The sequence below is a fragment of the Streptomyces sp. NPDC048419 genome, from assembly GCF_043200415.1.
GTDB lineage: Bacteria > Actinomycetota > Actinomycetes > Streptomycetales > Streptomycetaceae > Streptomyces.
This window is the reverse complement of the sequence record NZ_JBICXT010000013.1, coordinates 1-23,296: the sequence shown is the minus strand read 5'-3', so window position 1 is coordinate 23,296 and position 23,296 is coordinate 1. Positions and strand designations below refer to the sequence as shown.

Annotated in this window: 24 protein-coding genes and 1 pseudogene; 9 read left to right on the top strand and 16 right to left on the bottom strand. The window is 72.3% G+C overall.

Annotation, left to right across the window (positions count from 1 at the left end; genetic code table 11):
• Positions 1 to 33 precede the first annotated feature (33 nt).
• The 10 genes and pseudogenes from ACGFYN_RS25745 to ACGFYN_RS25700 all read right to left on the bottom strand — a co-directional run bounded on the left by ACGFYN_RS25745 (position 34) and on the right by ACGFYN_RS25700 (position 9,002).
• Positions 34 to 1,357 (bottom strand): annotated as a pseudogene (locus ACGFYN_RS25745) (MFS transporter).
• Positions 1,358 to 1,506: 149 nt separating this feature from the next.
• Positions 1,507 to 2,457 (bottom strand): catechol 2,3-dioxygenase, encoded by a 951-nt coding sequence (locus tag ACGFYN_RS25740; RefSeq protein ID WP_393868215.1) that lies wholly within the window; start codon positions 2,455 to 2,457, stop codon positions 1,507 to 1,509.
• Complete coding sequence (locus tag ACGFYN_RS25735; protein WP_393868214.1) at positions 2,454 to 3,557, bottom strand: 4-oxalomesaconate tautomerase; 1,104 nt, start codon at positions 3,555 to 3,557, stop codon at positions 2,454 to 2,456. The genes ACGFYN_RS25740 and ACGFYN_RS25735 overlap by 4 nt, the downstream gene beginning before the upstream one ends.
• Entirely contained in the window at positions 3,554 to 4,258 is a 705-nt protein-coding gene (locus ACGFYN_RS25730; protein WP_393868213.1) for a 4-carboxy-4-hydroxy-2-oxoadipate aldolase/oxaloacetate decarboxylase, read from the bottom strand. Before ACGFYN_RS25730 ends, ACGFYN_RS25735 begins: the two co-directional genes overlap by 4 nt.
• Positions 4,255 to 5,004, bottom strand: coding sequence for a PIG-L deacetylase family protein (locus ACGFYN_RS25725; protein WP_393868212.1), 750 nt, complete (start codon positions 5,002 to 5,004; stop codon positions 4,255 to 4,257). The genes ACGFYN_RS25730 and ACGFYN_RS25725 overlap by 4 nt, the downstream gene beginning before the upstream one ends.
• Before the next feature lie 61 nt (positions 5,005 to 5,065).
• The gene (locus ACGFYN_RS25720) at positions 5,066 to 5,716 is read right to left on the bottom strand and encodes a GntR family transcriptional regulator (RefSeq protein WP_393868211.1); all 651 of its coding nucleotides are present in this window, start codon (positions 5,714 to 5,716) and stop codon (positions 5,066 to 5,068) included.
• A 128-nt stretch (positions 5,717 to 5,844) separates the two neighbouring features.
• Complete coding sequence (locus ACGFYN_RS25715; RefSeq protein WP_393868210.1) at positions 5,845 to 6,927, bottom strand: maleylacetate reductase; 1,083 nt, start codon at positions 6,925 to 6,927, stop codon at positions 5,845 to 5,847.
• Complete coding sequence (locus ACGFYN_RS25710) at positions 6,924 to 7,817, bottom strand: dioxygenase (protein ID WP_393868209.1); 894 nt, start codon at positions 7,815 to 7,817, stop codon at positions 6,924 to 6,926. Before ACGFYN_RS25710 ends, ACGFYN_RS25715 begins: the two co-directional genes overlap by 4 nt.
• Positions 7,818 to 7,843: 26 nt before the next feature.
• A complete protein-coding gene (locus ACGFYN_RS25705) occupies positions 7,844 to 8,440 on the bottom strand; it encodes a hypothetical protein (RefSeq protein WP_393868208.1) in 597 nt (198 codons plus the stop codon).
• Between the two features lie 40 nt (positions 8,441 to 8,480).
• The gene (locus ACGFYN_RS25700; protein WP_393868207.1) at positions 8,481 to 9,002 is read right to left on the bottom strand and encodes a hypothetical protein; all 522 of its coding nucleotides are present in this window, start codon (positions 9,000 to 9,002) and stop codon (positions 8,481 to 8,483) included.
• A 150-nt stretch (positions 9,003 to 9,152) separates the two neighbouring features.
• On the opposite strand from ACGFYN_RS25700, the gene ACGFYN_RS25695 reads away from it, so the two are divergent.
• Positions 9,153 to 9,497 (top strand): cupin domain-containing protein, encoded by a 345-nt coding sequence (locus ACGFYN_RS25695; protein WP_393868433.1) that lies wholly within the window; start codon positions 9,153 to 9,155, stop codon positions 9,495 to 9,497.
• 14 nt (positions 9,498 to 9,511) lie between these two features.
• Here ACGFYN_RS25695 and ACGFYN_RS25690 read toward each other — a convergent pair whose 3' ends face one another.
• Positions 9,512 to 10,516: a LacI family DNA-binding transcriptional regulator gene (locus ACGFYN_RS25690; RefSeq protein WP_393868206.1), complete on the bottom strand. Its 1,005-nt coding sequence runs from the start codon at positions 10,514 to 10,516 to the stop codon at positions 9,512 to 9,514.
• Between the two features lie 152 nt (positions 10,517 to 10,668).
• On the opposite strand from ACGFYN_RS25690, the gene ACGFYN_RS25685 reads away from it, so the two are divergent.
• A complete protein-coding gene (locus ACGFYN_RS25685) occupies positions 10,669 to 11,853 on the top strand; it encodes a Gfo/Idh/MocA family protein (RefSeq protein ID WP_393868205.1) in 1,185 nt (394 codons plus the stop codon).
• Here ACGFYN_RS25685 and ACGFYN_RS25680 read toward each other — a convergent pair.
• Positions 11,834 to 12,454, bottom strand: coding sequence for a poly-gamma-glutamate hydrolase family protein (locus ACGFYN_RS25680; protein WP_393868204.1), 621 nt, complete (start codon positions 12,452 to 12,454; stop codon positions 11,834 to 11,836). The genes ACGFYN_RS25685 and ACGFYN_RS25680 overlap by 20 nt on opposite strands.
• Positions 12,455 to 12,465: 11 nt before the next feature.
• Positions 12,466 to 13,497 (bottom strand): LacI family DNA-binding transcriptional regulator, encoded by a 1,032-nt coding sequence (locus ACGFYN_RS25675; protein ID WP_393868203.1) that lies wholly within the window; start codon positions 13,495 to 13,497, stop codon positions 12,466 to 12,468.
• Between the two features lie 156 nt (positions 13,498 to 13,653).
• Between ACGFYN_RS25675 and ACGFYN_RS25670 the strand changes: the two genes are divergently transcribed.
• The 7 genes from ACGFYN_RS25670 to ACGFYN_RS25640 all read left to right on the top strand — a co-directional run bounded on the left by ACGFYN_RS25670 (position 13,654) and on the right by ACGFYN_RS25640 (position 20,813).
• Positions 13,654 to 14,817, top strand: a complete 1,164-nt coding sequence (locus ACGFYN_RS25670) for a phytanoyl-CoA dioxygenase family protein (RefSeq protein WP_393868202.1) — start codon at positions 13,654 to 13,656, stop codon at positions 14,815 to 14,817.
• Between the two features lie 15 nt (positions 14,818 to 14,832).
• Positions 14,833 to 15,612, top strand: coding sequence for an SDR family oxidoreductase (locus ACGFYN_RS25665; protein WP_393868201.1), 780 nt, complete (start codon positions 14,833 to 14,835; stop codon positions 15,610 to 15,612).
• 44 nt (positions 15,613 to 15,656) lie between these two features.
• Positions 15,657 to 16,661 carry a Gfo/Idh/MocA family oxidoreductase gene (locus tag ACGFYN_RS25660; RefSeq protein ID WP_393868200.1) on the top strand — a complete coding sequence of 335 codons (1,005 nt, stop codon included), beginning with the start codon at positions 15,657 to 15,659 and terminating at the stop codon, positions 16,659 to 16,661.
• A 162-nt stretch (positions 16,662 to 16,823) separates the two neighbouring features.
• Entirely contained in the window at positions 16,824 to 18,143 is a 1,320-nt protein-coding gene (locus ACGFYN_RS25655; RefSeq protein WP_393868199.1) for a protoporphyrinogen/coproporphyrinogen oxidase, read from the top strand.
• A complete protein-coding gene (locus ACGFYN_RS25650) occupies positions 18,140 to 19,156 on the top strand; it encodes a Gfo/Idh/MocA family protein (protein ID WP_393868198.1) in 1,017 nt (338 codons plus the stop codon). The genes ACGFYN_RS25655 and ACGFYN_RS25650 overlap by 4 nt, the downstream gene beginning before the upstream one ends.
• 11 nt (positions 19,157 to 19,167) lie before the next feature.
• Positions 19,168 to 20,358, top strand: coding sequence for an MFS transporter (locus ACGFYN_RS25645; RefSeq protein ID WP_393868197.1), 1,191 nt, complete (start codon positions 19,168 to 19,170; stop codon positions 20,356 to 20,358).
• An 8-nt stretch (positions 20,359 to 20,366) separates the two neighbouring features.
• Positions 20,367 to 20,813 (top strand): GNAT family N-acetyltransferase, encoded by a 447-nt coding sequence (locus ACGFYN_RS25640; RefSeq protein WP_393868196.1) that lies wholly within the window; start codon positions 20,367 to 20,369, stop codon positions 20,811 to 20,813.
• Here the strand turns inward: ACGFYN_RS25640 and ACGFYN_RS25635 are convergent.
• From ACGFYN_RS25635 to ACGFYN_RS25625, 3 genes are all read right to left on the bottom strand, one after another.
• Entirely contained in the window at positions 20,806 to 21,831 is a 1,026-nt protein-coding gene (locus tag ACGFYN_RS25635) for a Gfo/Idh/MocA family protein (RefSeq protein WP_393868195.1), read from the bottom strand. The genes ACGFYN_RS25640 and ACGFYN_RS25635 overlap by 8 nt on opposite strands.
• A gap of 27 nt (positions 21,832 to 21,858) precedes the next feature.
• Entirely contained in the window at positions 21,859 to 22,761 is a 903-nt protein-coding gene (locus ACGFYN_RS25630; protein WP_393868194.1) for a sugar phosphate isomerase/epimerase family protein, read from the bottom strand.
• Position 22,762: 1 nt separating this feature from the next.
• Positions 22,763 to 23,296: ATP-binding cassette domain-containing protein (locus tag ACGFYN_RS25625; RefSeq protein WP_393868193.1), on the bottom strand; the 534-nt coding region annotated here is incomplete at its 5' end.

The following is a 23,296-nucleotide window of genomic DNA, read 5'->3' as shown; positions in this document are numbered from 1 at the left end:
GGCGCATACCCGGTGACCGGGTCAGAGCACCGGTCAGTGGGCGGTGACCAGCTCCTGGTCCCGGCCCGCCGGTGCACCGGACTTCGCCGTGCGCAGGGCCGCGACGCCGATGAAGATCATGGACGAGACGCCGGCGAGGGCGAAGGCGGTGAAGCCCCAGCCGCCGTGGCCCGCGGCGAGGAGCTGGCCGCCGAGCCAGGGGCCGAAGACGGCACCGAAGCGGCCCATGCCGGAGGTCCAGCCGACGGCGGGTGGCGCGGTTGTCGGGCGTGGAGCGGATGGAGACCGTCGCGTAGATCATCGTCTGGGCGCTGTTGAGGAAGACGCCGGTGAGGAAGACGACCAGCGTGGTGACGCCCGTCGGCATGTGGACGCTGAGCAGGGCGACGCCCGCGGCGGTCAGCGCGAACCAGATCGCGGAGATGCGCGGGGCGCCGAACCTGTCGGCCGCCCGGCCGGCGACCAGCATGCCCACGATGCCGCCGAGGTTGAAGACGACGACGAAGGTCAGGGCGTTGGCGAGCTCGTAGCCCTGGGTGCGCATCAGGGTGGGCAGCCAGGTGGCGACGCCGTAGACCAGGAGGAGGCCGCCGAAGGAGGCGAGCCAGTACAGCAGGGTCTGGATCCACTCGCCGCCCCGGAAGAGGCCGACCAGGGCGTCCCAGCGGTCGGCGGCGGTCTTCCTGCCGGTGGCGGCGGGCAGTTCGACCTCGAAGCGGTCGGCCAGGGCGCGCGCCTCGTCGTCACGGTCCTTGGCGACGAGGAAGCTCAGCGACTCCGGCAGGAACTTGACCAGCACCGGGGTGAAGACGAGCGGGACGACGCAGACCCAGAAGGCGGCGCGCCAGCCGGCCGGGTCGACCAGCCACTTGGCCACGTACGCGGAGAGGATGCCGCCCGCGTGGTGCGCGGTCATCAGCAGGCCGATGACGATGGCGCCGCGGCCGCGCGGGGCGTAGTCGGAGACCATGCTGATCGCGGTGGGCAGCAGCCCCCCGAGCCCGACGCCCGCCAGGGTCCGGCCGAGACCGAAGGCGGCGACGCTGCCGGAGATCGCGCAGATCCCGGAGGCCAGCGAGAACAGCGTCACGCAGCCGATCATCAGCTTCTTGCGGCCGATCCGGTCCGCGACCGTCCCCGCGGTGAGCGCGCCGACCAGCATGCCGAAGGTGGCGTAGCTGCCGAGGTCGCCGGCCTGGTCGGCGGTGAGGCCGAAGGTCTTCGTCTCCAGCAGGCGCGGCAGGACGGAGCCGTAGATGAACATGTCGAGGCCGTCGAAGAGCACGGCCAGCCAGCACAGGCCGACGACCAGGAGGGCCAGTCTGCTGCCGCGGGCGGATGGAGCGAGGGGGGACATCTTTGTTCTTCCTCTCGTGCGGGTGCGCTAGACGCTAAGGAGCCACACCCGAAGAGTCAACGTTTTTGTCAACAATCTCATCGACAATCCAGGGATCCCCTGGACACGACGGCTTCGGTGCGGCTCCTACGGCGCTTCGACGGGCGCTGTTACGCGACCGGCGGCGTCCCGTGCGTGTGGAACGACTCGATGGTCTTCAGGCCCCAGGCCTGCCCCTTCTTGCGCTCCTCCTCGGTCCACGTGATCAGCGGCCAGTCGGGCGCCAGGACGAGGCGGGTGAGCGGGTTGCACAGCTCGATGCGGTTGCCGCCCGGCTCGTAGACGTACAGGAAGAACGTCTGCTGGATGGCGTGCTTGTGCGGGCCCGTCTCGATGAACACGCCGCTGTCGATGGCGAGATCGGCGGCGCGCAGGACGTCCTCGCGGGTGTCGGTGGCGAAGGCGACGTGGTGCAGCCGGCCCTCGGAGCCGGTCCAGTCCTCGGTGTAGACGACGTCGTACGACTTGTTCGTGTACGTCAGCCAACGCGCGGCGATCCGGCCCGAGTCGAGCTGGATCTGCTCGGTTGCCCGGGCTCCCAGCACCTGCTGCTGGAACTCGGCGTTCGCGAGCACGTCGGCGGCGAGGAAGTTGATGTGGTCCAGGCGGCGCACGCCCACGCCCCGGTTGGGCTTGGCCTGCGGCTGGTTCTTCAGCGCCGGGCGCAGTTCCGGCGGTGCCTGGTAGTGCTCGCTCTCCCAGTACAGCGCGTGCTCGTGGCCGTCGGGGTCGGTGGTCAGGTACAGCTTGCCCAGGCCCGGTTCGTCCTCGACCCACTTGCCGCTGCCGCCCGCCTCCTCGACCGCCTTGATACGGCAGTGCAGGGCCTCCTCGCTGGAGGTGCGCAGGGCGAGCCGGCCGAGGCCGGGCTGTTCGCGGGCGGTCAGGACCAGGCTGTGGTGCTCGTAGTCGTCGAAGGTCCGCAGATAGACTGTGTCGCCGTCCTGGCCGTTGACGGTGAGGCCGAGGTAGTCGGTGAAGAAGGCGACGCTGGCGTCCAGTTCGGGCGTGAACAGCTGGGCGTGGCCGATGTGGGCGATGTCGCCGAGCGGCGGAGTCATCGTTGACCTCCTTGGGGTTGCGGGGGGATCGGTGCCGTCTCGGCGGATCGCGGGAACACGGTCCCGTCGAAGATCTTGCGGGCGGTGCGGACCACGGCGGTGCGGCGGGCCGAGGGCCGGCCGCCGGCCGGGCAGGTGAGGCTGCTCTCGATGTCCAGGAATCCCGTGGGGTGTTCGATACGGACCCGGTCGGTGCCGGCGTCGATGCGCGCGAGGTCCGCGCCCACGCTGCCCTCGATCCGCAGCCCGGCGGCGACGCTGGCGGCGCCGAGCACACCGATCGAGGTGTGGCAGCGGATCGGGATGAAGGTGCGGGTGCTGACCGCGCCGCCGTCGCGCGGCGGGGCGAGCAGTGTCAGCTTGGGCACGGTGGTGTCGGAGACGTCGCCGAGGCCCATCAGCCGGCCGGCCTCGAGGCGGATCTCGCGCAGCCGGTCGGCGAGCGCCAGGTCCTCCTCCAGGTCCTTGGGCGACTCGTAGCCGGTGACCTTGAGCGACGAGGCGGCGATGAGCACCGTCGGCATGCCGTTGTCCACGCAGGTCACGGGGACGCCGGCGATCTCGTCGCGGACGTTGCCGGTGGGCAGCAGCGGGTTCGCGCTCGGCGGGAACTCGATCACCACGGCGGCGGCCGTCCCGGGCACGCCCGAGATCTCGGCGTCGCCCGTGTAGTCCACGCGGCCGCCCGGGGTGGGGAAGGTCGCGGTGGCGTAGTCGCCGGAGTTGACCATGCGGATGCGGACGGAGGTCCGCTCGCCCTCCACCGGGACCAGTCCGCGTTCGACGGCGAACGGCCCTATGCCCGCGAGGAGGTTGCCGCAGTTCTGACGGTCACTCACCTCGGGCCGGTCGACGACGACTTGCAGGAAGAGGTAGTCGACGTCGGCTCGCGGGTCGGCGGAGGGCGAGACCACGGCCACCTTGCTGGTGAGCGGGTGCGCGCCGCCCAGGCCGTCGATCTGGCGGTCGTCGGGGCTGCCCATGACGCGCAGCAGCAGCGCGTCGCGCAGGGCGGGTTCGGCGGGCAGGTCGTCGGCGAGGAAGTAGGCGCCCTTGGAGGTGCCGCCGCGCATCAGCAGACAGGGCAGCTCCTCGGTCACGGCCGTACTCCCTCGTACTCCTCGTACGTGCGGTACTCGACGCCGAGTTCCTTGAGCTTCTCGCGCAAGTTGTAGCGGTCCAGGCCGAGTTGGCCCTCCAGGAAGGCGGCGCGCGTGGCGGCCTCCTTGGCCTCGCGGGCCTCGGACCTCTCGACCGTCTCGCGGGCGCGTTCGCGCGGGACGACGACCACACCGTCGTCGTCGGCGAGGATCACGTCGCCGGGGCGGATCACCTGGCCGTCGATGGCGACGGGCACGTTGACCGAGCCGCCGGTGGCCTTGACGGTGCCCTGCGCCGAGACGGCCCGGGTCCAGGCGGCGAAGCCCATCTCGCGCAGCTCCTGGGTGTCGCGCAGGCCGGCGTTGGTGATCAGCCCCTTGACGCCCCGCTTGTGCAGCGCGGTGGCGAACAGTTCGCCGAACATGCCGTCGGTGGACGGGGAGGTGGTGGTGACGACGAGGAAGTCGCCCTCGCCGCACTGCTCCACGGCCGCGTGGATCATGAGGTTGTCGCCCGGCCAGCTCAGCACGGTGACCGCCGTGCCCGCGACGCGTACGCCCTGCTGGATCGGGCGGATCCCAGGGCCGAGCAGGCCGGTGCGGCCCATCGCCTCGCTGACCGTGGCCACGCCGTAGCCGGCCAGCGCCTGGACGTCGTCGGCGTCGGCCTTCGGCGGGTTGGTGACGATGACGCCGCTCATGCCAGCTCCTTCGCGATCTGCGGGTAGGGGCGCATGTACGCCTCGGCCAGGGTCTTGTGGGCCAGGCCCAGGTTGGGGCCGGCGTTGCGCTTGAGCTGCACGCCCCGGCGTACCGCGAGGTCGGTGTAGTAGTCCCACAGGTGCTGCTGGGCGCCCAGGCACTCCATCGCCTTGCGCTTGATGTCCCAGACCTCGGTGATGTCGAGCAGCACCTCGGGCCTGAAGCCGCTCATCTCGGGCTGGTGCGGCTCGAAGTAGAAGACCGGAGGGGCGCCGATGATGTCGCCCTGGCCCGGGTAGCCGATGGCCTGCGCGAGGATACGGGCCTCGACGGCCATGCGGTTGGCGGCCGGGTGGTCACCGTTGTACGGGTCCTCGACGGGGTGGGTGAGCACGACGTCGGGCTGGGTGTCGCGGTAGACGGCGACGAGCTGGTCGGTCAGCTCGGCGGTGGCCACCAGCGGGTAGTCGCCGGCGTCGAAGAAGCGGACCTCGGCGCCGAGGGTGGCCGCGGCGCGCTCGGCCTCGTCCCGGCGTATCGCCTTGATCTCCTCCAGCTTCCTGCCCTCGCGCCACGCCTTGGCGGACTCGCCGCGCTCGCCGAAGGTCAGACAGGCGACGGTGACCTTCTCGCCGCGGGAGGCGGCCAGGGCGATGGCGCCGCCCGCTCTCCACACGAAGTCCCCGGCGTGCGCGGTGACCACGAGTGTGGAGCGCGGGCCGGCGGGCGCGTTGGCCTGAGTCATTACTGCTCTCTCCTTGCTGGACAGGTGGGCGCCCGCCTCCCCCGCGTCCGGCGCGCGTGGGTCAGTCGCGCAGCGCCTCGATCACGCTGGTGAGGTGGGCGCGGACGGCCGTCTCGGCCGCCTGCGGGTCCCTGGTCCTGATCGCCTCGATCATCGCCAGATGCTCGTTCAGGGAGTGCTGCGGACGGCCCGGGCGGAGCGCCAACTGGAAGCGGTGGCGCACCAGTTGGGCGTTCAGCCGCTCCAGCAGGTCCACGGCCGTGAGCTGGCCGGAGAACTCCCGGACCCTGGCGTGCAGCTCCTGGTTGAGCTCGGAGTAGGTCACCGGCTCTCCGTCGGCCACGGCCTTGGTCATCGCCGTGCCCAGCTCGGTCAGCTCGGTGAGCTGCTCGTCACTGGCCAGGGTGGCCGCCTTCGCCGCGCACAGCCCCTCCAGGACCATGCGGCACTCGGTGATGGCGACCGCCTCCTCGACGGACACCACCCGCACCCGCGAGCCGCGGTTGCGGATCCGCTCGACGAGGCCCTGGGCCTCCAGATCGATGAGTGCCGCACGGATGCTGGCCCGTGTCACACCGAACTGCTCGGCGAGTTCGTTCTCCACCAGCCGCTGCGCCGGTGCCATCTCGCCGTGCAGGATCGCCTGCCGCAGCTGCGCGAACGCATGCTGCTTGGCCTGCTCTCCGGTGCTCGGACGGGCTTCCTTCGGCATCGTTGCCCTCCCTGAGTGAGTGCCTGTCGAACCTAAATCTAGCCAAACAAGATTGTCAACAATTTTGTCTGCCGTATTGCGGGCACAGCTCGGGCAGGACACGTCGCGATCAGGACGCGCGGGCCGGGTCAGCTGCCGGGAAACTCCGGCGCCCCGCCCTCGTACGCCGCCCGCAGCACCGCGAGCGCCCCCTCCGCCGTGACCGGGCGCGGATTGGCGTACGCCTGGCCCACCGTCTGGGCGGCCGCTTCCGCCAAGTCCGTCTCCTTCAGGCCGAGTTCGGCCAATGAGCGGGGCGCGCCCAGGCGGGCGGCGAGGGAGCGCAGCGCGTGCGGGGCGTCGGTGGCGGACAGGGCGCGGGCCACCGCGGCGGCCGCCTCCGGGGCCGCGGGGGCGTTGTAGGCGAGGGCGTAGGGCAGGACCACCGTGTGCGTCTCGGCGTGCGGCAGGCCGAAGGTGCCGCCCAGGACATGGCACAGCTTGTGGTGCAGGCCCATGGTGGTGGCGCCGAGGCAGGAGCCGCACAGCCAGGCCCCGTACAGGGCGCGGCCCCGGGCCTTGAGGGAGTCCGGGCGGTCGGCCACCGCGGGCAGTGCGCCCGCCATGGCCCGTACGCCCTCCTCGGCCATCAGCGCGACCAGGGGCGAGGTGTCGGGGGCGTAGAGCGCCTCGACGGCGTGGGCGACGGCGTTGATGCCGCTGGTGGCGGAGAGCGGCGCGGGCAGGGAGACGGTGAGTTCGGGATCGTAGACGACACTGCGCGGCATGACGACGGGGTCGCGGCCGGTGCGTTTGACGCCGTCCTCGGTCAGGCCCCAGACCGGGGTCATCTCCGAGCCGGAGTAGGTGGAGGGCACCGCGATCAGCGGCAGTCCGGTGCGCAGCGCGACCGCCTTGCCGAGGCCGATCGAGGAGCCGCCGCCGACCGCCACGCAGCCGTCGGCACCCGCCGCGCGGGCCACCTCGACGGCGCGGGCGGCGACCTCGGCGGGGACGTGCATCCGGGCGCCGTCGTGCAGGCCCACGCAGGCGGGCCCGAGGGAGTCGGCGACCGCGCGTGCGGTGGCCGCGCCGCGGCTGCCGCAGACCACCAGCAGCCGGCGCAGGCCGAGCGCGGCGGCCTCGCCGGGGGTGGCGGTGGTGGCGGCCCCGGGCCTGAAGACGACCCGCACGGGCCGGGACTCGTAGGAGAAGTCCAGGACGTCGTTCACGACCGCTCCAGTACGAGGTCGATGCGGGCGTGCCGGAACGGGTTCGCGACGCCGAACTCCCGTGCCAGGGAAGGGTCGTCCGTCCTGGCGAAGTCCTTGACGAGGCTCGGCTTGACGGCGAACACGGCGTCGGAGTCGAGGTGGTCGGTGCCCGCGACGAAGATGTGCGTGGTGACCGGCACATGCCCTTCGGCCGACGCGATGAAGTGGATGTGGGCCGGGCGGTAGGGGTGCCGGGCGGTCGCCCTGAGCAGGCCGCCGACCGGGCCGTCCGTCGGGATCGGGTACGGGCTGGGCACGCAGGTGCGGAACCGGAGGCGGCGCTCGGCGTCCGCGGTGAACAGTCCGCGGCCGTTGCCCGGCGGCTGCACGTCCGGGCGCTGGACGTCGTAGAAGCCGTTGCCGTCGGCCTGCCAGACGTCGATCGCCGCGCCCGGCAGGGGAGTTCCGTCCCGGGACAGGACCCGGCCGCTGACCACGCAGGGCTCGCCGCCGCCCACCAGGTCGATGTCGGCGCCCAGTTCACGCACCGGGGACTCGGTCATGTGGAAGGGACCGAGGACCGTGGACTCGGTGGCACCGGCGGCGCGGTCGCCGTTGATCGTCTCGACGAGCATCGACAGGCCGAGCACGTCGGACAGGAGGATGAACTCCTGGCGGGTGTCCGTGCAGGTCTGGCCGGTCCTGGTGAGGAAGCCGACGGCCTTCTCCCACTCCTCCTGCGTCAGTCGCGTCTCGCGCGCGAAGGCGTGCAGGTGGTGGATCAGGCCGGTGAGCAGTTCGCGCAGCCGCGGGTCGGCGGTGCCGGCCAGGCTGCCGACGGCCTCGTCGGTGACGGTCGCCTCGGTGGGGGTCGTCTCGGTGGTCGTGCCGGTGGCGTCGGTGGTCATGGCAGCTCCCTTCCCGGGTGCGCGGGTCAACCGAACCAGACGGTGAGCCGTACGTGGTCGTCGCCGTGGTCGGCCGCGAGGTGCCGCATGGCGCCCCATACCTGTGCCCAGCATCCCTCGTCCGGCGGGGCGAGCATGCGGGCGGTGAGGACCACGGGCCGGTACACCGCGCCGTCCAGCCGCACCTCGGCGCCGGGCGGCCATTCCGGCGGCGCGAGCAGCAGGCCACCGCCGCCGAAGGCCTCGCCGGCGGCCGTGCGCAGGGTGGGCGTCACCCGTACGAGGTGCTCGCCGCCCGGGTCCGAGCGGTGCGTCCAGTACCAGGCGGGCCGGGAGGCGAGCGGCTCGTCCCAGTCGACCGCGCCGGCCTCGGCCCAGCTGAGGTGCGTGTGGCCGTGCTGTCCGTCGCCGAACGCCGCCTCGCGCACCGGGTCCGCCACGTCGTCGGGCAGTCCGCGGTCGGCGAAGAGCGGGCGCTCCACGTCTCCGGTTCCGCGCACGCCGAAGAGGCAGTCCCAGGCGACGTAGTCCCGCGGCGGGCTGAAGTCCAGCAGATCGAACTCCATCCGCCAGCGTCCGTCGGCGCGGCGGCTTTCGATGGCACCATCCATGTCCGTCCCCACGCGGCAGACCTTATGGCAGGACGGCCGGTCTGTGACGCCATCATTTGATGATCGCGTTCGCCACGACCACGATCACGCCGAGGAGCGCGTCCACCAGGCCGGTGCCCGCGGCCACCAGCCAGGTGCGGTGCGACCAGCGGGCGGTCACCAGACCGAGGGTGAACAGCAGGACGATGTTCAGCACGAACGCCGCGTACTCCACGCCTTTCGGCGGCCACCAGCCCCACCCGGCGCCCGCCAGCAGCAGCACGGTCGGCAGCACGGCGGCGATCAGGGGCCACTCGTCGACGAGGACACGCAGGACGTCCCAGCGGCGGTGCGGTTCGCGTTCGGCGATGTAGTGGGCGTAGCCGTGGGCCAGGGCGGAGGCCAGCGCGGTGACCAGCAGCCACAGGGCGTCGTAGCGGCGGCTGGCCCGGGATGTGTGGCCGTACTGGGAGAGCGCCGCGACCATCGAGCAGGCCAGCACTGAGCCATAGACGCCGCCGAAGAGCAGGGCCTCGCGGGTGTCGTGGCCCCGCCGGGCGACGGCCGTCGTCGAGTCCGCCGTGGAGTCGGCCATACCCTCAACGATCACCCGGGTCCGGGCGGCGCGCCAGTTCGCGGCCGCCGCGACGAAGTGTCCCTCCACCTGGGCCGATACCGCACACAATGTCCACGCACGGCCGGCGGACGCGCTCGTTAGGGTCGCAGCATGACCGACAGCCTCGCCATGCCCCACAGCTTCGTCGTGCACGTCCCGGACGCCGAGCTCGAGCCGGAGCCCCTCGACCCGGAGCAGATCGTCTCCGGCACGCCGGAGGTGACCGGCAAGGTCGTCTGGGAGTCGGCGGACGGCAGGCAGATCCGCGGCGTCTGGCAGATCACGCCGGGCGTCGTCACCGACACCGAGGCGGATGAGCTGTTCGTCGTGCTCAGCGGTTCGGCGACCATCGAGTTCGAGGGCGGCCCCACGCTGCGGGTGGGACCCGGTGACCTGGCCGTGCTGCGCGAGGGCGACCGTACGACGTGGACGGTGCACGAGACGCTGCGCAAGGCGTACGCGATCAATCTGTGAGCCCGCGTCGGTAGTCACTCGGCGGGTGGCGCCGCGGTCGTGCCACGGATCTCCAACGTCGGTGCGGCCAGGTGCAGTTGACCCGCTCCCCCGGGCTGCTCGAAGCGGTCCAGGAGGCAGCGGGCGGCCCGCCGGCCGACCTCGTGCCCGGCGTTGTCGACCGTGGTCAGCCAGACGTGCCGCAGCCGGGAGATGCTCGTGTTGTCGTAGCCGACGACGGACACGTCGTGCGGGACGCGCAGGCCGAGCTCCTCGGCGGCGGAGAGCGCGCCGACGGAGGCGATGTCGTTGACCGCGAACAGGGCGGTGGGCCGCTCGGGGCGGCTGAGCAGCCGCACGGTGGTGCGGTAGCCGCCCTCCTCCGTCATGTCGCTGGGCTCCACCAGTGCCCGGTCCGCGAGGCCGTGCGCCCGCATCGTCGCCTCGAAGCTGCGTCTGCGCAGCTCGCCGACGGCTCCGTAGCCCGCGATGTGCGCGATGCGGCGGTGGCCGAGCCCGATGAGGTGCTCGGTGACCAGCCGCGCGCCCTGCTCGTCGTCGCACGCCACCACGTCGACACCGGCCGGGGCGGGCTCCCGGGCCCCGGCCACGACGACCGGGACGCGCCCGGCGGCCGTGCCCAGCGCGGCCGGGTCGGGCAGGGTGCCGACGACGACCAGGCCGTCCACCCGCAGGTCGAGGAGCGGGTCGGCGGGGTCCTGGCCGGCGCGGCGGTTGAGGCGGGCGTCGGCAAGGAGCATCCGCAGGCCGTTGTCGTGCAGCAGCGGGTTGAGGCCGTCGAGCAGGTCGACGAACCAGGGGTTGCGCAAATCATTCAGGAGCACGCCGACGGTGCGCGTGCGCTGCTCACTGAGGCTGCGCGCCGCGGCGTTGGGCCGGTAGCCGAGCTCGCGCGCCGCCCGCAGCACGGCGTCCCGCTTCTCCGGCCGGACCTGCCCGGAGCCGCGCAGCACGAGCGAGACCAGCGACTTGGAGACGCCGGCGGCTTCGGCCACGTCGCGGATGGTCGGCGGTTTCATGGCCTGGACCGTTCCATGGACCGGTGGGCTTGTCAAAGGGTCAGGTGGGCGCCCGTGCGGGTCCGGAGAGGGTTGACAGCGGCGGATTCGGGCCTTCAGGGTGGCCTGGACAGATCGTGGACCGTTCCAAGAAGTGCCGAAGAGGGGCCGTCATGGTGGATTCGCTCGGTGTCGCCGTCATCGGGTTCGGCTGGATGGGCCGGGTGCACACGCAGGCGTACGCCCGCGTCCCGCACCACTACCCGCGGCTGGGCCTGCGCCCGCGGCTGGTGACGGTCGCCGAGGAGGTGCCGGGCCGGGCCGAGGAGGCCGCCGCGCAGTTCGGATTCGCCTCCACGGCACGGGACTGGCGCGAGGTCGCCGAGGACCCGCGCGTGCAGGCCGTCTCCATCACCGCCCCGAACTTCCTGCACCGCGAGATCGGCGTCGCCATGGCCGAGGCGGGCAAGCACGTCTGGATCGAGAAGCCGGTCGGCCTGAACACGGCCGACGCGCAGGCCGTGGCCGACGCGGTCGCCCACGCGGGCGTGCACGGCGCGGTGGGCTTCAACTACCGCAACGCGCCCGCCGTCGAGACCGCCCGCGCGCTCATCGCCTCCGGCGGGATCGGCCGCGTCACGCACGTCCGCGTCCGCCTCTTCAGCGACTACGCCGCCCACCCCGAGTCCGCCCTCACCTGGCGCTACGAGAAGGAGCGCGGCGGCAGCGGCGTGCTGGGCGACCTCGCCTCGCACGGCGCCGACCTGGCTGGCTTCCTGCTCGGCGACATCGAGTCCCTCACCGCCGACACGGCCGTGTTCATCCCGGAGCGGGCCCGCCCCACCGGCGCCACCGCCGGCCACACCCGCGCCACCGGCGGCGAACTGGGTCCGGTCGAGAACGAGGACTACGTCAACTGCCTGCTGCGCTTCGCCTCCGGCGCCCGCGGCGTGCTGGAGGCCTGCCGGGTCTCGGTCGGCGAGCAGAACAACTACGGCTTCGAGGTGCACGGCACCGAGGGCGCCGTCTTCTGGGACTTCCGCCGCATGAACGAACTCGGCGTCAGCCGCGGGGCAGGCGGGTCTTCCGGCCCGGGCACCGGCTATCAGGACCAGCCCGTCAGCACGGTGTACGTCGGCCCGGGCGCAGGTGAGTACGGCGCGTTCCAGCCGGGCGCCGCCAACGGCATGGGCTACGACGACCTGAAGGTGATCGAGGCCCACCGCTTCCTGCGCTCGATCGCGGAGGGCAAGCCGCACGGGGCCACCCTGCCGGACGCCGTGCGCAGCGCCGCCGTACTGGAGGCGATGGTCCGGTCGGCCGCGAGCGGCGCCTGGGTCAACGTGCCGGATGCGTGACGGACTTGGCCGCCAGCAGCCGGACGCCGGTGACCAGGGCGTCGATGACGGGGCGCGGCGGGTTGTCGGGGGTCTCCCGGTCCCAGCCCGGCCTGCGAGTGCGGGCGGACAGCGGCAGTTCGACCTGGACGCCGCCGCGGCGGGGCAGGTTGACCGGGTTCCTGGCGTGCACGCCGCGCAGGCCGGCCGGGATCTCGGCGAGGTCGGTGACCGGGTCGAACTGCGGCCGCAGGGCGCTCAGTCCCGAGGCGAGCAGCCGGGCGGCCGGGCGGTTGGCCCCGCCGAGGAAGATCGACCGCGGCGTCGCCCGTCTCATGTGCCCGTGCAGCGACACCGCAACGGTGACCTGGGACAGGAACACCCGCAGCAGGGCGCAGTGCTCCACCGCCATGCGCGGCGAGGGGATGTGCACCGGCTCGGGCACTCCCGGCTGGGTGAAGACCAGGCTGGTGGCGCCGCAGCGCTCGGACACCGACCGGGCGAGTTCGGCCGTGCCGCCCTCGTTGCTGCCGTGCAGCGCGAGCAGCCCGATCTCGCCTCCCGTCGTGAGCGTGGCGAGCAGGCGGACGCCCTCGATCTCCACGAGTTCGGTCCTCGTCATGACCCGTCTCCTCACCCCGTCGCCTGTGGTGGCATGTTGTACGGCGTCACCACCTGGATCACCGAGGGCAGCGTAGGCCCCGCCGGCGGCAGCGCGCCGTGAGCACGCATGACGACGTGGCAGGCCTCGCGCAGGTCCTGGCGCAGGTCGTGGTGGAGGACGGCGGACAGGCGGTGCCCGCGCAGCAGGCGGGTGTTGTCGTGGTCGAGGTCGTGCGCGACGAACACCGCGCACTCGCGGCCCAGGTCCTCGAAGGCGCGCAGGGTGGCGATGTTGCCGCCGCCGATGGAGTAGACGGCGCGGATGTCCGGGTCGCGGGCGAGCGCGGCGCGCACCAGGTCGTACTGGGTGGCGTCCAGGCCCTGCCCCTCGGCGATCTCGACCAGCCTGCGGTCCGGGTGGCGGGTGCGCATGGCGCTGCGGAAGCCCATCTCGCGCTCCTCCTCGTTGCGGAAGAAGCCGCTGCTGAGGCTGGTGAGCACATTGCCGGGCCGCTCCCCCAGCCACTGCCCCATCAGGTAGGCGGCGGTGGCGCCGGCGGCGCGGTTGTCGATGCCGACGTAGGCGAGGCGGGCCGTGGCGGGCAGGTCGGTGAACAGGGTGACGACGGGGATGCCCGCCTCGGCGAGCCGGCCGACGGCGGCCGTGATCTCGGGGACGTCCGGCGCCTTGAGGATCACGCCCTGCGAGCCGCGCCGGGCTGTCCGGTCCAGGGTCGCGGTCAGCTCCGCCACCGGGCCGGTCTCGCGGAAGTGGAAACGCGAGCGCACCACCGCCGGGTGCAGCGCGGGCAGCTCCGCCTCCAGGGCGCTGCGGACGGCGGTGGAGAACCGCTCCGGCGCCTGCATCACGATGTCGATCATGAAGGCGCGGCCTACCAGGCGGACCTGGGTGCGCTGCCGGTCCAGGTCGCCGATGGCCTGCCGGACCTCCCGTGCGGTGCTCTCCCGCACCCCGCCCCTGCCGTTGAGGACCCGGTCGACGGTGGCCTCGCTCAGGCCCGCCTGCCGGGCGATCTCCCGGATCGGGAAGGGATGGCCCATGCGCGGGCTCCTCTCGCTGGGTCCCTGGGGGCTCTTCTTGAGGGGTTTTTGATGGCAGCGTGCCGGTTGTTCGCCAGGTTTGTCATGACAAGAATGACAGGGCAGCCCAGGACTGTCACCGAGCGCTGCGTGGCGCCTCCGACCGAAGGAACGACGATGTCCCCCACCTCCGTGGATCACGGCTACCGGCTGTCCGAACAGGACTGCGACCTGTCCGACTTCCGTGAGCTGGTCGAACGGGGCACGGACCTCGCGGACTACCCGCACGCCGTCGGGGTGGAGCAGAACGTCCTGGTCTACGACAGCGAGCGGCTGCGCGCGGCCGAACGGCGTCCGGTCCGTTCCGAGCTGGTGCGGGCGTTCACCGAGGGGCCCGGCATCGTGGTCTTCAAGGGCGCCTTCCCCGACCCGTCCGTCGTCGACCGGCTCAGCACCGTGTTCGACGCCCTCATCGCCGAGCAGCGCGCCTCGGGCGCGGCCTCCGGGGACCACTTCGCCAAGCCGGGCGCCAACGACCGGGTGTGGAACGCGCTGGAGAAGGCGGCCCTGTACGATCCCGAGGCGTTCGCCGACTACTACGCCAACGACATGCTCGCGCTGGCCTCGGCGGCCTGGCTCGGCCCCGGCTACCAGGTCACCTCGCAGGTCAACGTGGTCAACCCGGGCGGCGCGGCGCAGACCGCGCACCGCGACTACCACCTCGGCTTCCTGTCCGGCGAGGCGGCGGCCGCCTACCCGGCCCATGTGCACGTCCTGTCCCCCGTGCTCACCCTCCAGGGCGCGGTCGCGCACTGCGACATGCCGGTGGAGAGCGGCCCGACGCTGTACCTGCCGTACTCGCAGCAGTACGAGCCCGGCTATCTGGCCTGGCGGCTGCCCACGTTCCAGGCGTACTTCGACGCCCACCGCGTCCAGCTCCCGCTCGCCAAGGGCGACGCGGTCTTCTTCAACCCCGCGCTGTTCCACGCGGCCGGCGGCAACCGCTCCACCGGTGTCCGCCGTATGGCCAACCTGCTCCAGGTGTCCTCCGCGTTCGGGCGGGCGATGGAGACGGTGGACCGCGAGGCCGTGGCCAACGCTGTCTTCCCCGTGCTGCTCAGGCGCGCGGCCGAGGGCGCCGGCGAGGAGTGGCTGGAGCACGTGATCGCCGCGAGCGCCGAGGGGTACGCCTTCCCCACCAACCTGGACAGCGACCCGCCCGTCGACGGCCTCGCCCCGCCCGCGCAGGCGGACGTCGTCCGGCGCGCGCTGCGCGAGTCATGGACCCCCGAGGCTCTACGGCAGGAGCTGCGGGCCGGCGCCGAGCGCCGGGAAAGCTGAAAGGAACTGGAACGCATGGGACTTCTCGACGGCAAGGTCGTCCTCGTCAACGGCGGCAGTCAGGGCGTCGGCGCCGCCGTCGCCCGGGCCGCGGTCCGCGAGGGCGCGGCGGTCGTGGCCGTGACCGGGCGGCGCCCGGCCCCGGGCGAGGCGCTGGTCGCCGAGTTGACGGCCGAGGGCGGCAAGGCGATGTTCGTCCGCGCCGACCTCGCCGACGCGGAGCAGGCGAGGACGGCGGTGGGCGACGTGGTCGCGGCGTACGGGCGGATCGACTGCCTGGTCAACTCCGCGGGTCTGACCTCCCGCGGCACGCTGCTGGACACCACGCCCGAGCTGTTCGACCAGCACATCGCGATCAACCTCAGGGCGCCGTTCTTCGCCATGCAGGCCGCCGTCGCCGACATGGTCTCCCGCAAGGCACCCGGCACGATCGTCAACATCATCACGTCCTCGGCGCACGGCGGTCAGCCCTTCCTCGCGCCCTACGTCGCCGCGAAGGCGGGCCTGATCGGCCTGACCCGCAACGCCGCGCACGCCCACCGCTGGGACCGGGTCCGCATCAACGGCCTCAACATCGGCTGGACGCAGACCGAGGGCGAGGACGCGACGCAGAAGCGCTTCCACGGCGCCGGGGACGACTGGCGCGAGGAGGCCGCCACCCGGCTGCCGATGGGCAAGCTCGGGCAGCCGGACGAGATCGCCGACTTCGTGGTCCTCCTGCTGTCGGAGCGCTCGGGCGTGGTCACCGGTTCGGTGATCGACTGGGACCAGAACGTACTCGGCGGCCTCGACTGACAACTGTTCAAGGCACTCGCACCCTCTCTAGGAGCAACACCCCCATGCGTATTGGAATCCTCGGCCTCGGCCGCATCGGCGCCTTCCACGCCGAGACCCTCTCCGGACTCGACGCGGTCGAGTCGCTCGTGCTCACCGACCCGTTCGCGGACGCCGCCAAGTCCGCCGCGGAGCGGTTCGGCGGCGAGGTCGTGGACTCGCCTCAGGCCCTGCTCTCCGCCGGCGTCGACGGCATCGTGGTCGCGGCCGCGACGGACGCCCACCCCGGGCTGATCCTGGCCGGTGTCGAGGCCGGCATCCCCGTCTTCTGCGAGAAGCCCGTCGCGAAGACGATGGCCGAGGGCGTACAGGTGCTGAAGGCGATCGAGGGCAGCGACGTGCCGATCCAGATCGGCTACAACCGACGCTTCGACACCGGATTCGTCGCCGCCCGCGCCGCGGTGCACAGCGGCGAGCTCGGCAAGCTGCACACCGTGCGCTCGACCACCCTGGACCCGGCGCCGCCGCCGGCCGCGTACATCGCCGCCTCCGGCGGCATCTTCCGCGACTGCTCGGTGCACGACTTCGACATCATCCGCTGGGTGACCGGCCGCGAGGTCGTCGAGGTGTACGCCGTCGGCGGCAACCGCGGCGCCGAGTACATCAAGGAGGCGGGCGACGCCGACACCACCGGCGCGATCCTCACCCTCGACGACGGCACCATCGCGGTGGTCTCCAACTCCCGTCACAACGCCCGCGGTTACGACGTCCGTATGGAGATCCACGGCTTCGCGGACTCCATCGCCGTCGGCCTGGAGGACAAGCTGCCGCTGCGCTCCGTCGAGCCCGGCGTGACCTTCCCCGCAGGCACCCCGCACGACTTCTTCATGGACCGCTTCACCGCCGCCTACCGCGCCGAACTGACCGCGTTCACCGAGGTCGTGGCCGGCACCCGCCCCTCGCCCTGCACGGTCGCGGACGCGCTGGAGGCAGGCTGGATCGCCGACGCCTGCACGCTCTCGCTGCACGAGCACCGCCCGGTGACGATCGCCGAGGTGCGCACCGCCTGACGGCGGCCCCAGTCCCTCGTGCTCCGGGCGTTGGCCGGCCTCCGGCGCCCGGAGCACGAGAGTGTGTCGACCACCACGTTGCCCCCGACGGTCACCATCACGGGATCCCCCGTACCACCATGAGATCCACTCATGCCCGACCGACCGAGGAGCGACCACCGTATGAACAACGCCGAGACGCCCCGGCCCGACGGCCCCCGCCGTGTGATCGTCGTCGGCGCCGGACCGAGCGGGCTGACGGCCGCCCGCGAGCTGGAGGGCGCCGGGCACCGGGTGACGGTCCTGGAGGAGCAGGACACGGTCGCCGGAAAGTGCCGGAGCCTGGAGGTCGAGGGCCAGGCCCACGACCTGGGCGGCCACATATGCACCAACCGGTACGAGCGGACGGCCCAGTTGATCGACGAGCTCGGTGTGGAGACGGAGCGCACCACCCGCTACCGCATCCTCGACGTCGAGCGGCGCATCGCGTCCCGCCAGGCCATGTCCTTCTTACGGGACCCGGCCTTCCGCCGCTACCGGGCCCTGCGCGAGCGGGAGTTCCCGTACATCGCCGAACCGGGCCTCGCCCACTCCGCACGGGCCCTCGCCAGGCCGGTCACCGACTGGCTCGCCGATCACCGGCTGCAGTCCATGGCCGCGTCGTTCGGCCCCGGCTACACGGCGGCCGGCTACGGCTATCTCGACGACGCCATGCCCGCGCTGTACTTCGTCAAGTACGCCGAGATGACCGGACTGCTCTCCCCCGGCCCCGAACTGCTGGGCCACGAGGGCTCGTTCACCGTCGCGGGCGGGTTCGCGACACTGTGGCGCCGGGTCGCCGCGGAGCTGAAGGACGTGCGGTGCGGCGTGCGGGTGACGTCGGTGGAACGGCACGCGGACGGCGTACGGGTCCTGACGGACTCGGGTCCGCTGGAGGCCGACGACCTGGTGCTCGCCGTACCCCTGGACCGGATCCTGCCGGCCCTGGACGCCACCGCCCAGGAACGCGACCTGGCCGGCCGGGTCCGCAGCAACGCGTACCACACCACCGTCGCCACCGCCTGCGACCTGCCCGACAACGCCTTCTACTTCCTCACCCCCCACACCGGGCACCGCACGGCGACGGGCCACTGCGTCTCGTACCACCACCGCTACCCGGACAGCGACGTACGGACCTTCTACTCCTACGGCCGCCCCGAGGAGGTCGCCACGCTGCTGCGGCAGGACATCGCACGGCTCGGCGGGCGTCTTCAGGAGGTGCACCTGCACCAACCGTGGGCGTTCATGCCGCACTTCGGCAGCGACGACCTCCGGGACGGCGCGCTGGACCGCCTCGAAGCGCTCCAGGGCCGGAGCCGCACCTGCTACACCGGAGGCCTGCCCGCCTTCGAGCTGGTCGAGTCCACCGTCGCCCACGCCCAGGACCTCGTCCGCCGCCACTTCCCACCGGCACAGGGCACACTGATCACGCAGGAACGGATCAAGGAGGAACGCACGTCATGAGCCAAGACGACCGCGCACCGCTGCGTATAGGCGTCCTGGGCGCCGCACGCATCACCGAACGCGCTCTGCTCGACCCCGCCCGCACCGGCGGCCACCGCCTCGTCGCCGTGGCCGCGCGCGACCGGTCCCGCGCCGAGGTCTTCGCCGCCGAGCACGGCGTGGAGCGGGTCGCGGACTCCTACGCGGACCTGCTGGCCGACCCCGAGGTCGAGGTCGTCTACAACCCGCTCGCCAACGGCCTGCACGGCCCGTGGAACCTGGCCGCCCTCGCGGCCGGCAAGCACGTCCTGAGCGAGAAGCCGTCGGCGAGCAACGCCGAGGAGGCCGCCGAGGTACGGGAGGCGGCGGCCAAGGCCGGCACCGTCTTCATGGAGGCCTTCCACTACCTCTTCCACCCGGTCACCCGCCGCCTGCACGAACTCCTGGCCGACGGCGAACTGGGCGAGCTGCAGCGGGTGGAGACCACGGTCGCCATCCCGGCCCCCGCCGACACCGACCCCCGCTGGTCCCTCGCCCTGGCCGGCGGCGCCATGATGGACCTCGGCTGCTACGGCCTGCACGCCGTGCGCATGCTCGCCCCCTGGGCGGGCGGCGCACCCCGGCTGGTCTCCGCGCGGGGCGGCGAACGGGCGGGCGCACCCGGAGTCGACGAATGGCTCGACGCCGACCTGGAGTACCCGAACGGCGCCACCGGCAGCGCACGCTGCCACATGGCCCACGACGAGCTCGAGATGAGCTGCCGCGTCGTCGGCACCCGCGGCGAGGCCCGGGCCGCGAACTTCGTCCTCCCCCAACTCGACGACCGGATCGTGATCCGCACGGACGAGGGCGAGCGCACCGAAAATCTGGGCACCAGGTCGTCGTACACCTACCAGTTGGAGGCGTTCGCGGCCCGCATCCGCGAGGGCAGGCCGCTGCCCCTGGACCCGGACGACGCGGTGGCGACTATGACGCTGATCGACGAGTGCTACCGGGCCGCGGGCTTCGAACCGCGCCCGCGCACCGCGCCGTAGGAGATCCGGCCGTGCGCCGACGCCGCCAAGCCCTGTACCTCTTCTTCTTCCTCCCCGGCATCGCCCTGTCCTCGTGGGTCACGCGGACCCCGGACGTGCGTGACCAACTGGGCGTGTCCACCGGGCAGATGGGGCTGATCCTGTTCGGTCTCTCCGTCGGGTCCATGATCGGCATCCTGTGTTCCGGCCGCTTCGTCGCACGCCTCGGCACCCGGCCGGTCATCGCGCTCGGCACTGCTCTGATCATCGCCGCCACGGCTGTCATAGGCGTGGGCAGTGCCGCCTCGTCGGCGCCCGCGGTCACGGCCGGGCTGTTCCTGTTCGGCGCGGGCATGGGGTCGGGCGAGGTGGCGGTCAACGTGGACGGCGCCGACGTCGAGCGCATCACCGGCACAACGGTCCTGCCCACGCTGCACGGTTGCTTCAGCCTGGGCACGGTGGTCGGCGGCCTGGCCGGAATGGCGGCGACGGCCACGGGCTTCCCGGCCCACTGGCATCTGGCCGCGGTCACGCTGATCGCCACGGCACTCCTGGCCTACGCGCTGCGCTCCGTTCCGGCCGGCGTCGGCATCAGCACCGGGTCTCGGGCCTCGGGCTCGGCGCGGCACTCCGGGCCGCGGGTCTGGAAGGACCTGAAGCTGCTGCTGATCGGCGCCATCGTGCTGGCCATGGCGCTGGCCGAGGGGGCCGCCAACGACTGGCTGCCGCTGCTCATGGTCGACGGCCACGGCCTGGACGCGGCCGTAGGGTCACTCGTCTACGTCGGGTTCGCCGCCTCGATGACGCTGGGGCGCTTCTGCGGCTCGTTCTTCCTCGACCGCTTCGGGCGGCCGGCGGTGATGCGCGCGAGCGCGGTGTCCGGTGCCGTGGGACTCGTCCTGGTGATCTTCTCCGACAACGCCGGCATCGCGGCAACCGCCGTCCTCTTCTGGGGACTCGGGGCATCGCTCGGCTTCCCGGTCGCTCTGTCGGCGGCCGGTGACTCGGGTGCGAACCAGGCCGCCCGTGTCTCGCTGGTCGCCGTCATCGGCTACGTCGCCTTCCTCGTCGGGCCACCGGCCCTGGGATTCCTGGGCGACCACTACGGCCTGCGCTCGGCGATGGTGGTGGTCCTGGTGTTCGTCTCCTCCGCCATCCTTCTGGCGCCCGCGACCGGCCCCCGTACCCGCACTCCCGAAAGCCCCGGCGTGGCTCTGGAATGATCGGCGCCATGGCCGTTCACATCACCCCCGCCCAAGTCCACGACCTCCGGCAGGTCCTGGCCGACCACTCCCGCTGCTGGGGCGAGCGCGACCTCCGGGATCTCCATCTCCTGGCCCTGGTACAGGAGTTCGGCGAGACCTGCCTGGTCGCCCGCTCCGCCGACGACGGCATCCTCGGCTATCTGATCGGCTTCGTCACGCCTGCCCGCACCGGGTACGTGCACCTGATCGCGACGAGGGACGACGCCCGGGGCACGGGCCTGGGCCGCGAGCTGTACGCCGCCTTCACCGAGGCCGCGCGGCAACAGGGGGCGGTCCGGCTGAAGGCGATCACGAGTCTCGGCAACACGGGGTCCGTGGCGTTCCACCGCAGCCTAGGCTTCGACGTGCGGGTGGAGGAGGACTACAACGGGCCCGGTGAGGACCGGGTCGTGTTCTCGCGGGCGCTCAGCTGAGGTCGTACAGCGCCGGCCGCTCCACCAGCTCCACCTCCGTGCGGCCCCCCTCCTGGAGCGAGCGCACGCCCGCCTCGCAGACCGCGGCGACCGCGTAGCCGTCCCACACGCTCGGGCCGGTGACCTCGCCACGGCGGGTGGCGTCGGCCCAGGCCTGGACCTCGCGGTCGTAGGCGTCGGCGAAGCGTTCGATGTAGTCCTGGGTGATGGTGCCGCCCCAGCGGCCGGCCATGTTGGTGACCATGGCGTGGCCGTCGCCGATGCGGGCGGTGCCGCGTTCGCAGACCACCTCGGCCTGGACCTGGTAGCCGAAGCCGCAGTTGACGAAGATCTCGACGTCGACGATCGCGCCGCCGCCGGTCTCGAAGACGACGAACTGGGGGTCCTGCACGGCGTCCGGCGCGTTCGCGGACAGTGTCGGACGCAGCACCGTGACGGCGGTGATCTCCTGGCCGAGCAGCCAGCGGGTGACGTCCATCTCGTGCACGACGGAGTCGTTGATGAGCATCTCGCTCGTCCAGCCGGGCGGCGAGGCGACGTTGCGGTGCCGGTTGTGCAGCAGGAGGGGACGGCCCAACTGTCCTGTTTTCAGGAGGGACTTGAGCTTCATGTATTCGGCGTCGTAGCGCCGCATGAAGCCCACCTGGACGCGGCGGTGGCCCAGTCGCGTCTCGGCTTCCATGACGCGCAACGCCGAGGCGGCGTCCGGGGTGAGCGGCTTCTCGCACAGCACCGGCAGGTCGCGGGCGAACGCCGCCAGCAGGGCCGCCTCGTGGGCGGGTCCCGGGGAGGCGATCAGGACGGCGTCGACGTCGGCCGCCGCCATCGCGGCAGCCGGATCGGTGTAGGCGGTGCAGCCGTCGACGCGGGCCGCGACGGTCTTGGCCCGTTCCGCGTCGACGTCGGCGACGGCGGTCACCCGGGCGCCGCTGATGACCTCCTGGATACGGCGGACGTGGTCGGTGCCCATCTTCCCCGCGCCGACGACGGCGACTCTCAGCGTCTCGGGCCGAGCCATGGTGACCCCCTCGGGACGGTCGAGCGGTCAGGCGCCGCAGGACCTCAGGAATTTTCTGGTGCGCGTCGCGATGGGCAGTGGCGCGTCCGGCGCGCAGGGGTACATGTCCTGCTCGACGATGGCGAACAGCTCGACGTTCAGCTTCTGCGCCGCTTCCAGCACCGGCCCCAACTCCGGTACTCCGGCGGGTGGTTCGCACATCACGCCTTGTGCGACGGCCGGCCCGAACGGCGTGCCCTTGGCCTGTACGTCGGCCAGGACCGCCGGGTCGACCTGCTTGAGGTGCAGATAGCCGATGCGCTCGCCGTAGGTCTCGATCAGCTTGACGCTGTCGCCGCCGCAGTAGGCGTAATGACCGGTGTCCAGGCAGAGGTTGACGAGGTCGGTGTCGGTGGAGTCGAGGAAGTGCTCGACGTGGTCCTCGGTGTCGATGTGGGTGTCCGCGTGCGGGTGCACGACGAGCTCGAGGCCGTAGGTCTCCTTCACCTCGTGGCCGAGGCGCTCCATGCCCTTGGTCAGGTGGGCCCACTGCTCGCCGGTCAGCTCCGACGGCTCCAGGATCTCGGCGGTCCTGTCGTCCCGCCAGAAGGAGGGGATGACCACCAGGTGCCGCGCGCCCGTCGCCCGGGTGAGCGCAGCGACCTGGCTGACGTGCCGCCACGTGGCGTCCCAGACGGCAGGCCCGCGGTGCAGGCCGGTGAAGACGGTGCCCGCCGAGACCTTCAGCTCGCGCCGGGCGATCTCGTCATTGAGCCGCGCCGGGTCCGTCGGCAGATAGCCGTACGGGCCCAGCTCGATCCACGCGTACCCGGCCTCGGCGACCTCGTCCAGGAAGCGTTCCCAGGGCACCTGTTGCGGGTCCTCGGGAAACCAGACGCCCCAGGAGTCGGGGGCCGAGCCGACCCGGATGCGGTCCAGGGCGGGCGCCATGTCAGGCCTTGCCTTCCGGGCCGGCCGCGACGGGTGCGGTGAGGTCTTCCTTGTCCGGGAGTTCCTCGACGTCGACGCCGCTGACTTGTGACAACTCGTGCTTGAGGGCGGCGAGTTCGGCGCCGCCGGCCATGTGGTTGGTGAGTTCTTCCAGGCTGACCTCGGTGCGGGAGGCGGACAGTTCCATGGTGCCCAGGCGCAGCACGCTGAAGTGGTCGCCGACCATGTAGGCGTGGTGGGGGTTGTGGGTGATGAAGATGACGCCCAGGCCGCGGTCGCGGGCGGCGGCGATGTACTTGAGCACCACGCCGGACTGCTTGACGCCGAGGGCGGCGGTGGGCTCGTCCAGGATGAGGACGCGGGCGCCGAAGTAGACGGCGCGGGCGATGGCCACGCACTGGCGCTGGCCGCCGGACAGCGTCCCGATGGGCTGTTCCAGGTCGTCCAGGTCGATGCCCATCGCGCGCAGCTCGTGGTCGGCGGTCTTCTTCATCTTCTCGATGTCCAGGCGGCGCACGGGCCAGGGGCCCTTGGT

Bases quoted from the DNA above. Each gene is read 5' to 3' on its own strand.
- ACGFYN_RS25665 (WP_393868201.1), top strand. From the start codon at position 14,833: ATGGGACTTCTCGACGGCAAGGTCGTCCTCGTCAACGGCGGCAGTCAG.
- ACGFYN_RS25725 (WP_393868212.1), bottom strand. From the start codon at position 5,004: ATGACTCAGGCCAACGCGCCCGCCGGCCCGCGCTCCACACTCGTGGTC.
- ACGFYN_RS25650 (WP_393868198.1), top strand. From the start codon at position 18,140: ATGAGCCAAGACGACCGCGCACCGCTGCGTATAGGCGTCCTGGGCGCC.
- ACGFYN_RS25730 (WP_393868213.1), bottom strand. From the start codon at position 4,258: ATGAGCGGCGTCATCGTCACCAACCCGCCGAAGGCCGACGCCGACGAC.
- ACGFYN_RS25710 (WP_393868209.1), bottom strand. From the start codon at position 7,817: ATGACCACCGACGCCACCGGCACGACCACCGAGACGACCCCCACCGAG.
- ACGFYN_RS25675 (WP_393868203.1), bottom strand. From the start codon at position 13,497: ATGGGCCATCCCTTCCCGATCCGGGAGATCGCCCGGCAGGCGGGCCTG.
- ACGFYN_RS25740 (WP_393868215.1), bottom strand. From the start codon at position 2,457: ATGACTCCGCCGCTCGGCGACATCGCCCACATCGGCCACGCCCAGCTG.
- ACGFYN_RS25635 (WP_393868195.1), bottom strand. From the start codon at position 21,831: ATGGCTCGGCCCGAGACGCTGAGAGTCGCCGTCGTCGGCGCGGGGAAG.
- ACGFYN_RS25655 (WP_393868199.1), top strand. From the start codon at position 16,824: ATGAACAACGCCGAGACGCCCCGGCCCGACGGCCCCCGCCGTGTGATC.
- ACGFYN_RS25685 (WP_393868205.1), top strand. From the start codon at position 10,669: ATGGTGGATTCGCTCGGTGTCGCCGTCATCGGGTTCGGCTGGATGGGC.
- ACGFYN_RS25670 (WP_393868202.1), top strand. From the start codon at position 13,654: ATGTCCCCCACCTCCGTGGATCACGGCTACCGGCTGTCCGAACAGGAC.
- ACGFYN_RS25680 (WP_393868204.1), bottom strand. From the start codon at position 12,454: ATGACGAGGACCGAACTCGTGGAGATCGAGGGCGTCCGCCTGCTCGCC.
- ACGFYN_RS25640 (WP_393868196.1), top strand. From the start codon at position 20,367: ATGGCCGTTCACATCACCCCCGCCCAAGTCCACGACCTCCGGCAGGTC.
- ACGFYN_RS25630 (WP_393868194.1), bottom strand. From the start codon at position 22,761: ATGGCGCCCGCCCTGGACCGCATCCGGGTCGGCTCGGCCCCCGACTCC.
- ACGFYN_RS25660 (WP_393868200.1), top strand. From the start codon at position 15,657: ATGCGTATTGGAATCCTCGGCCTCGGCCGCATCGGCGCCTTCCACGCC.
- ACGFYN_RS25720 (WP_393868211.1), bottom strand. From the start codon at position 5,716: ATGCCGAAGGAAGCCCGTCCGAGCACCGGAGAGCAGGCCAAGCAGCAT.
- ACGFYN_RS25695 (WP_393868433.1), top strand. From the start codon at position 9,153: ATGCCCCACAGCTTCGTCGTGCACGTCCCGGACGCCGAGCTCGAGCCG.
- ACGFYN_RS25690 (WP_393868206.1), bottom strand. From the start codon at position 10,516: ATGAAACCGCCGACCATCCGCGACGTGGCCGAAGCCGCCGGCGTCTCC.
- ACGFYN_RS25700 (WP_393868207.1), bottom strand. From the start codon at position 9,002: ATGGCCGACTCCACGGCGGACTCGACGACGGCCGTCGCCCGGCGGGGC.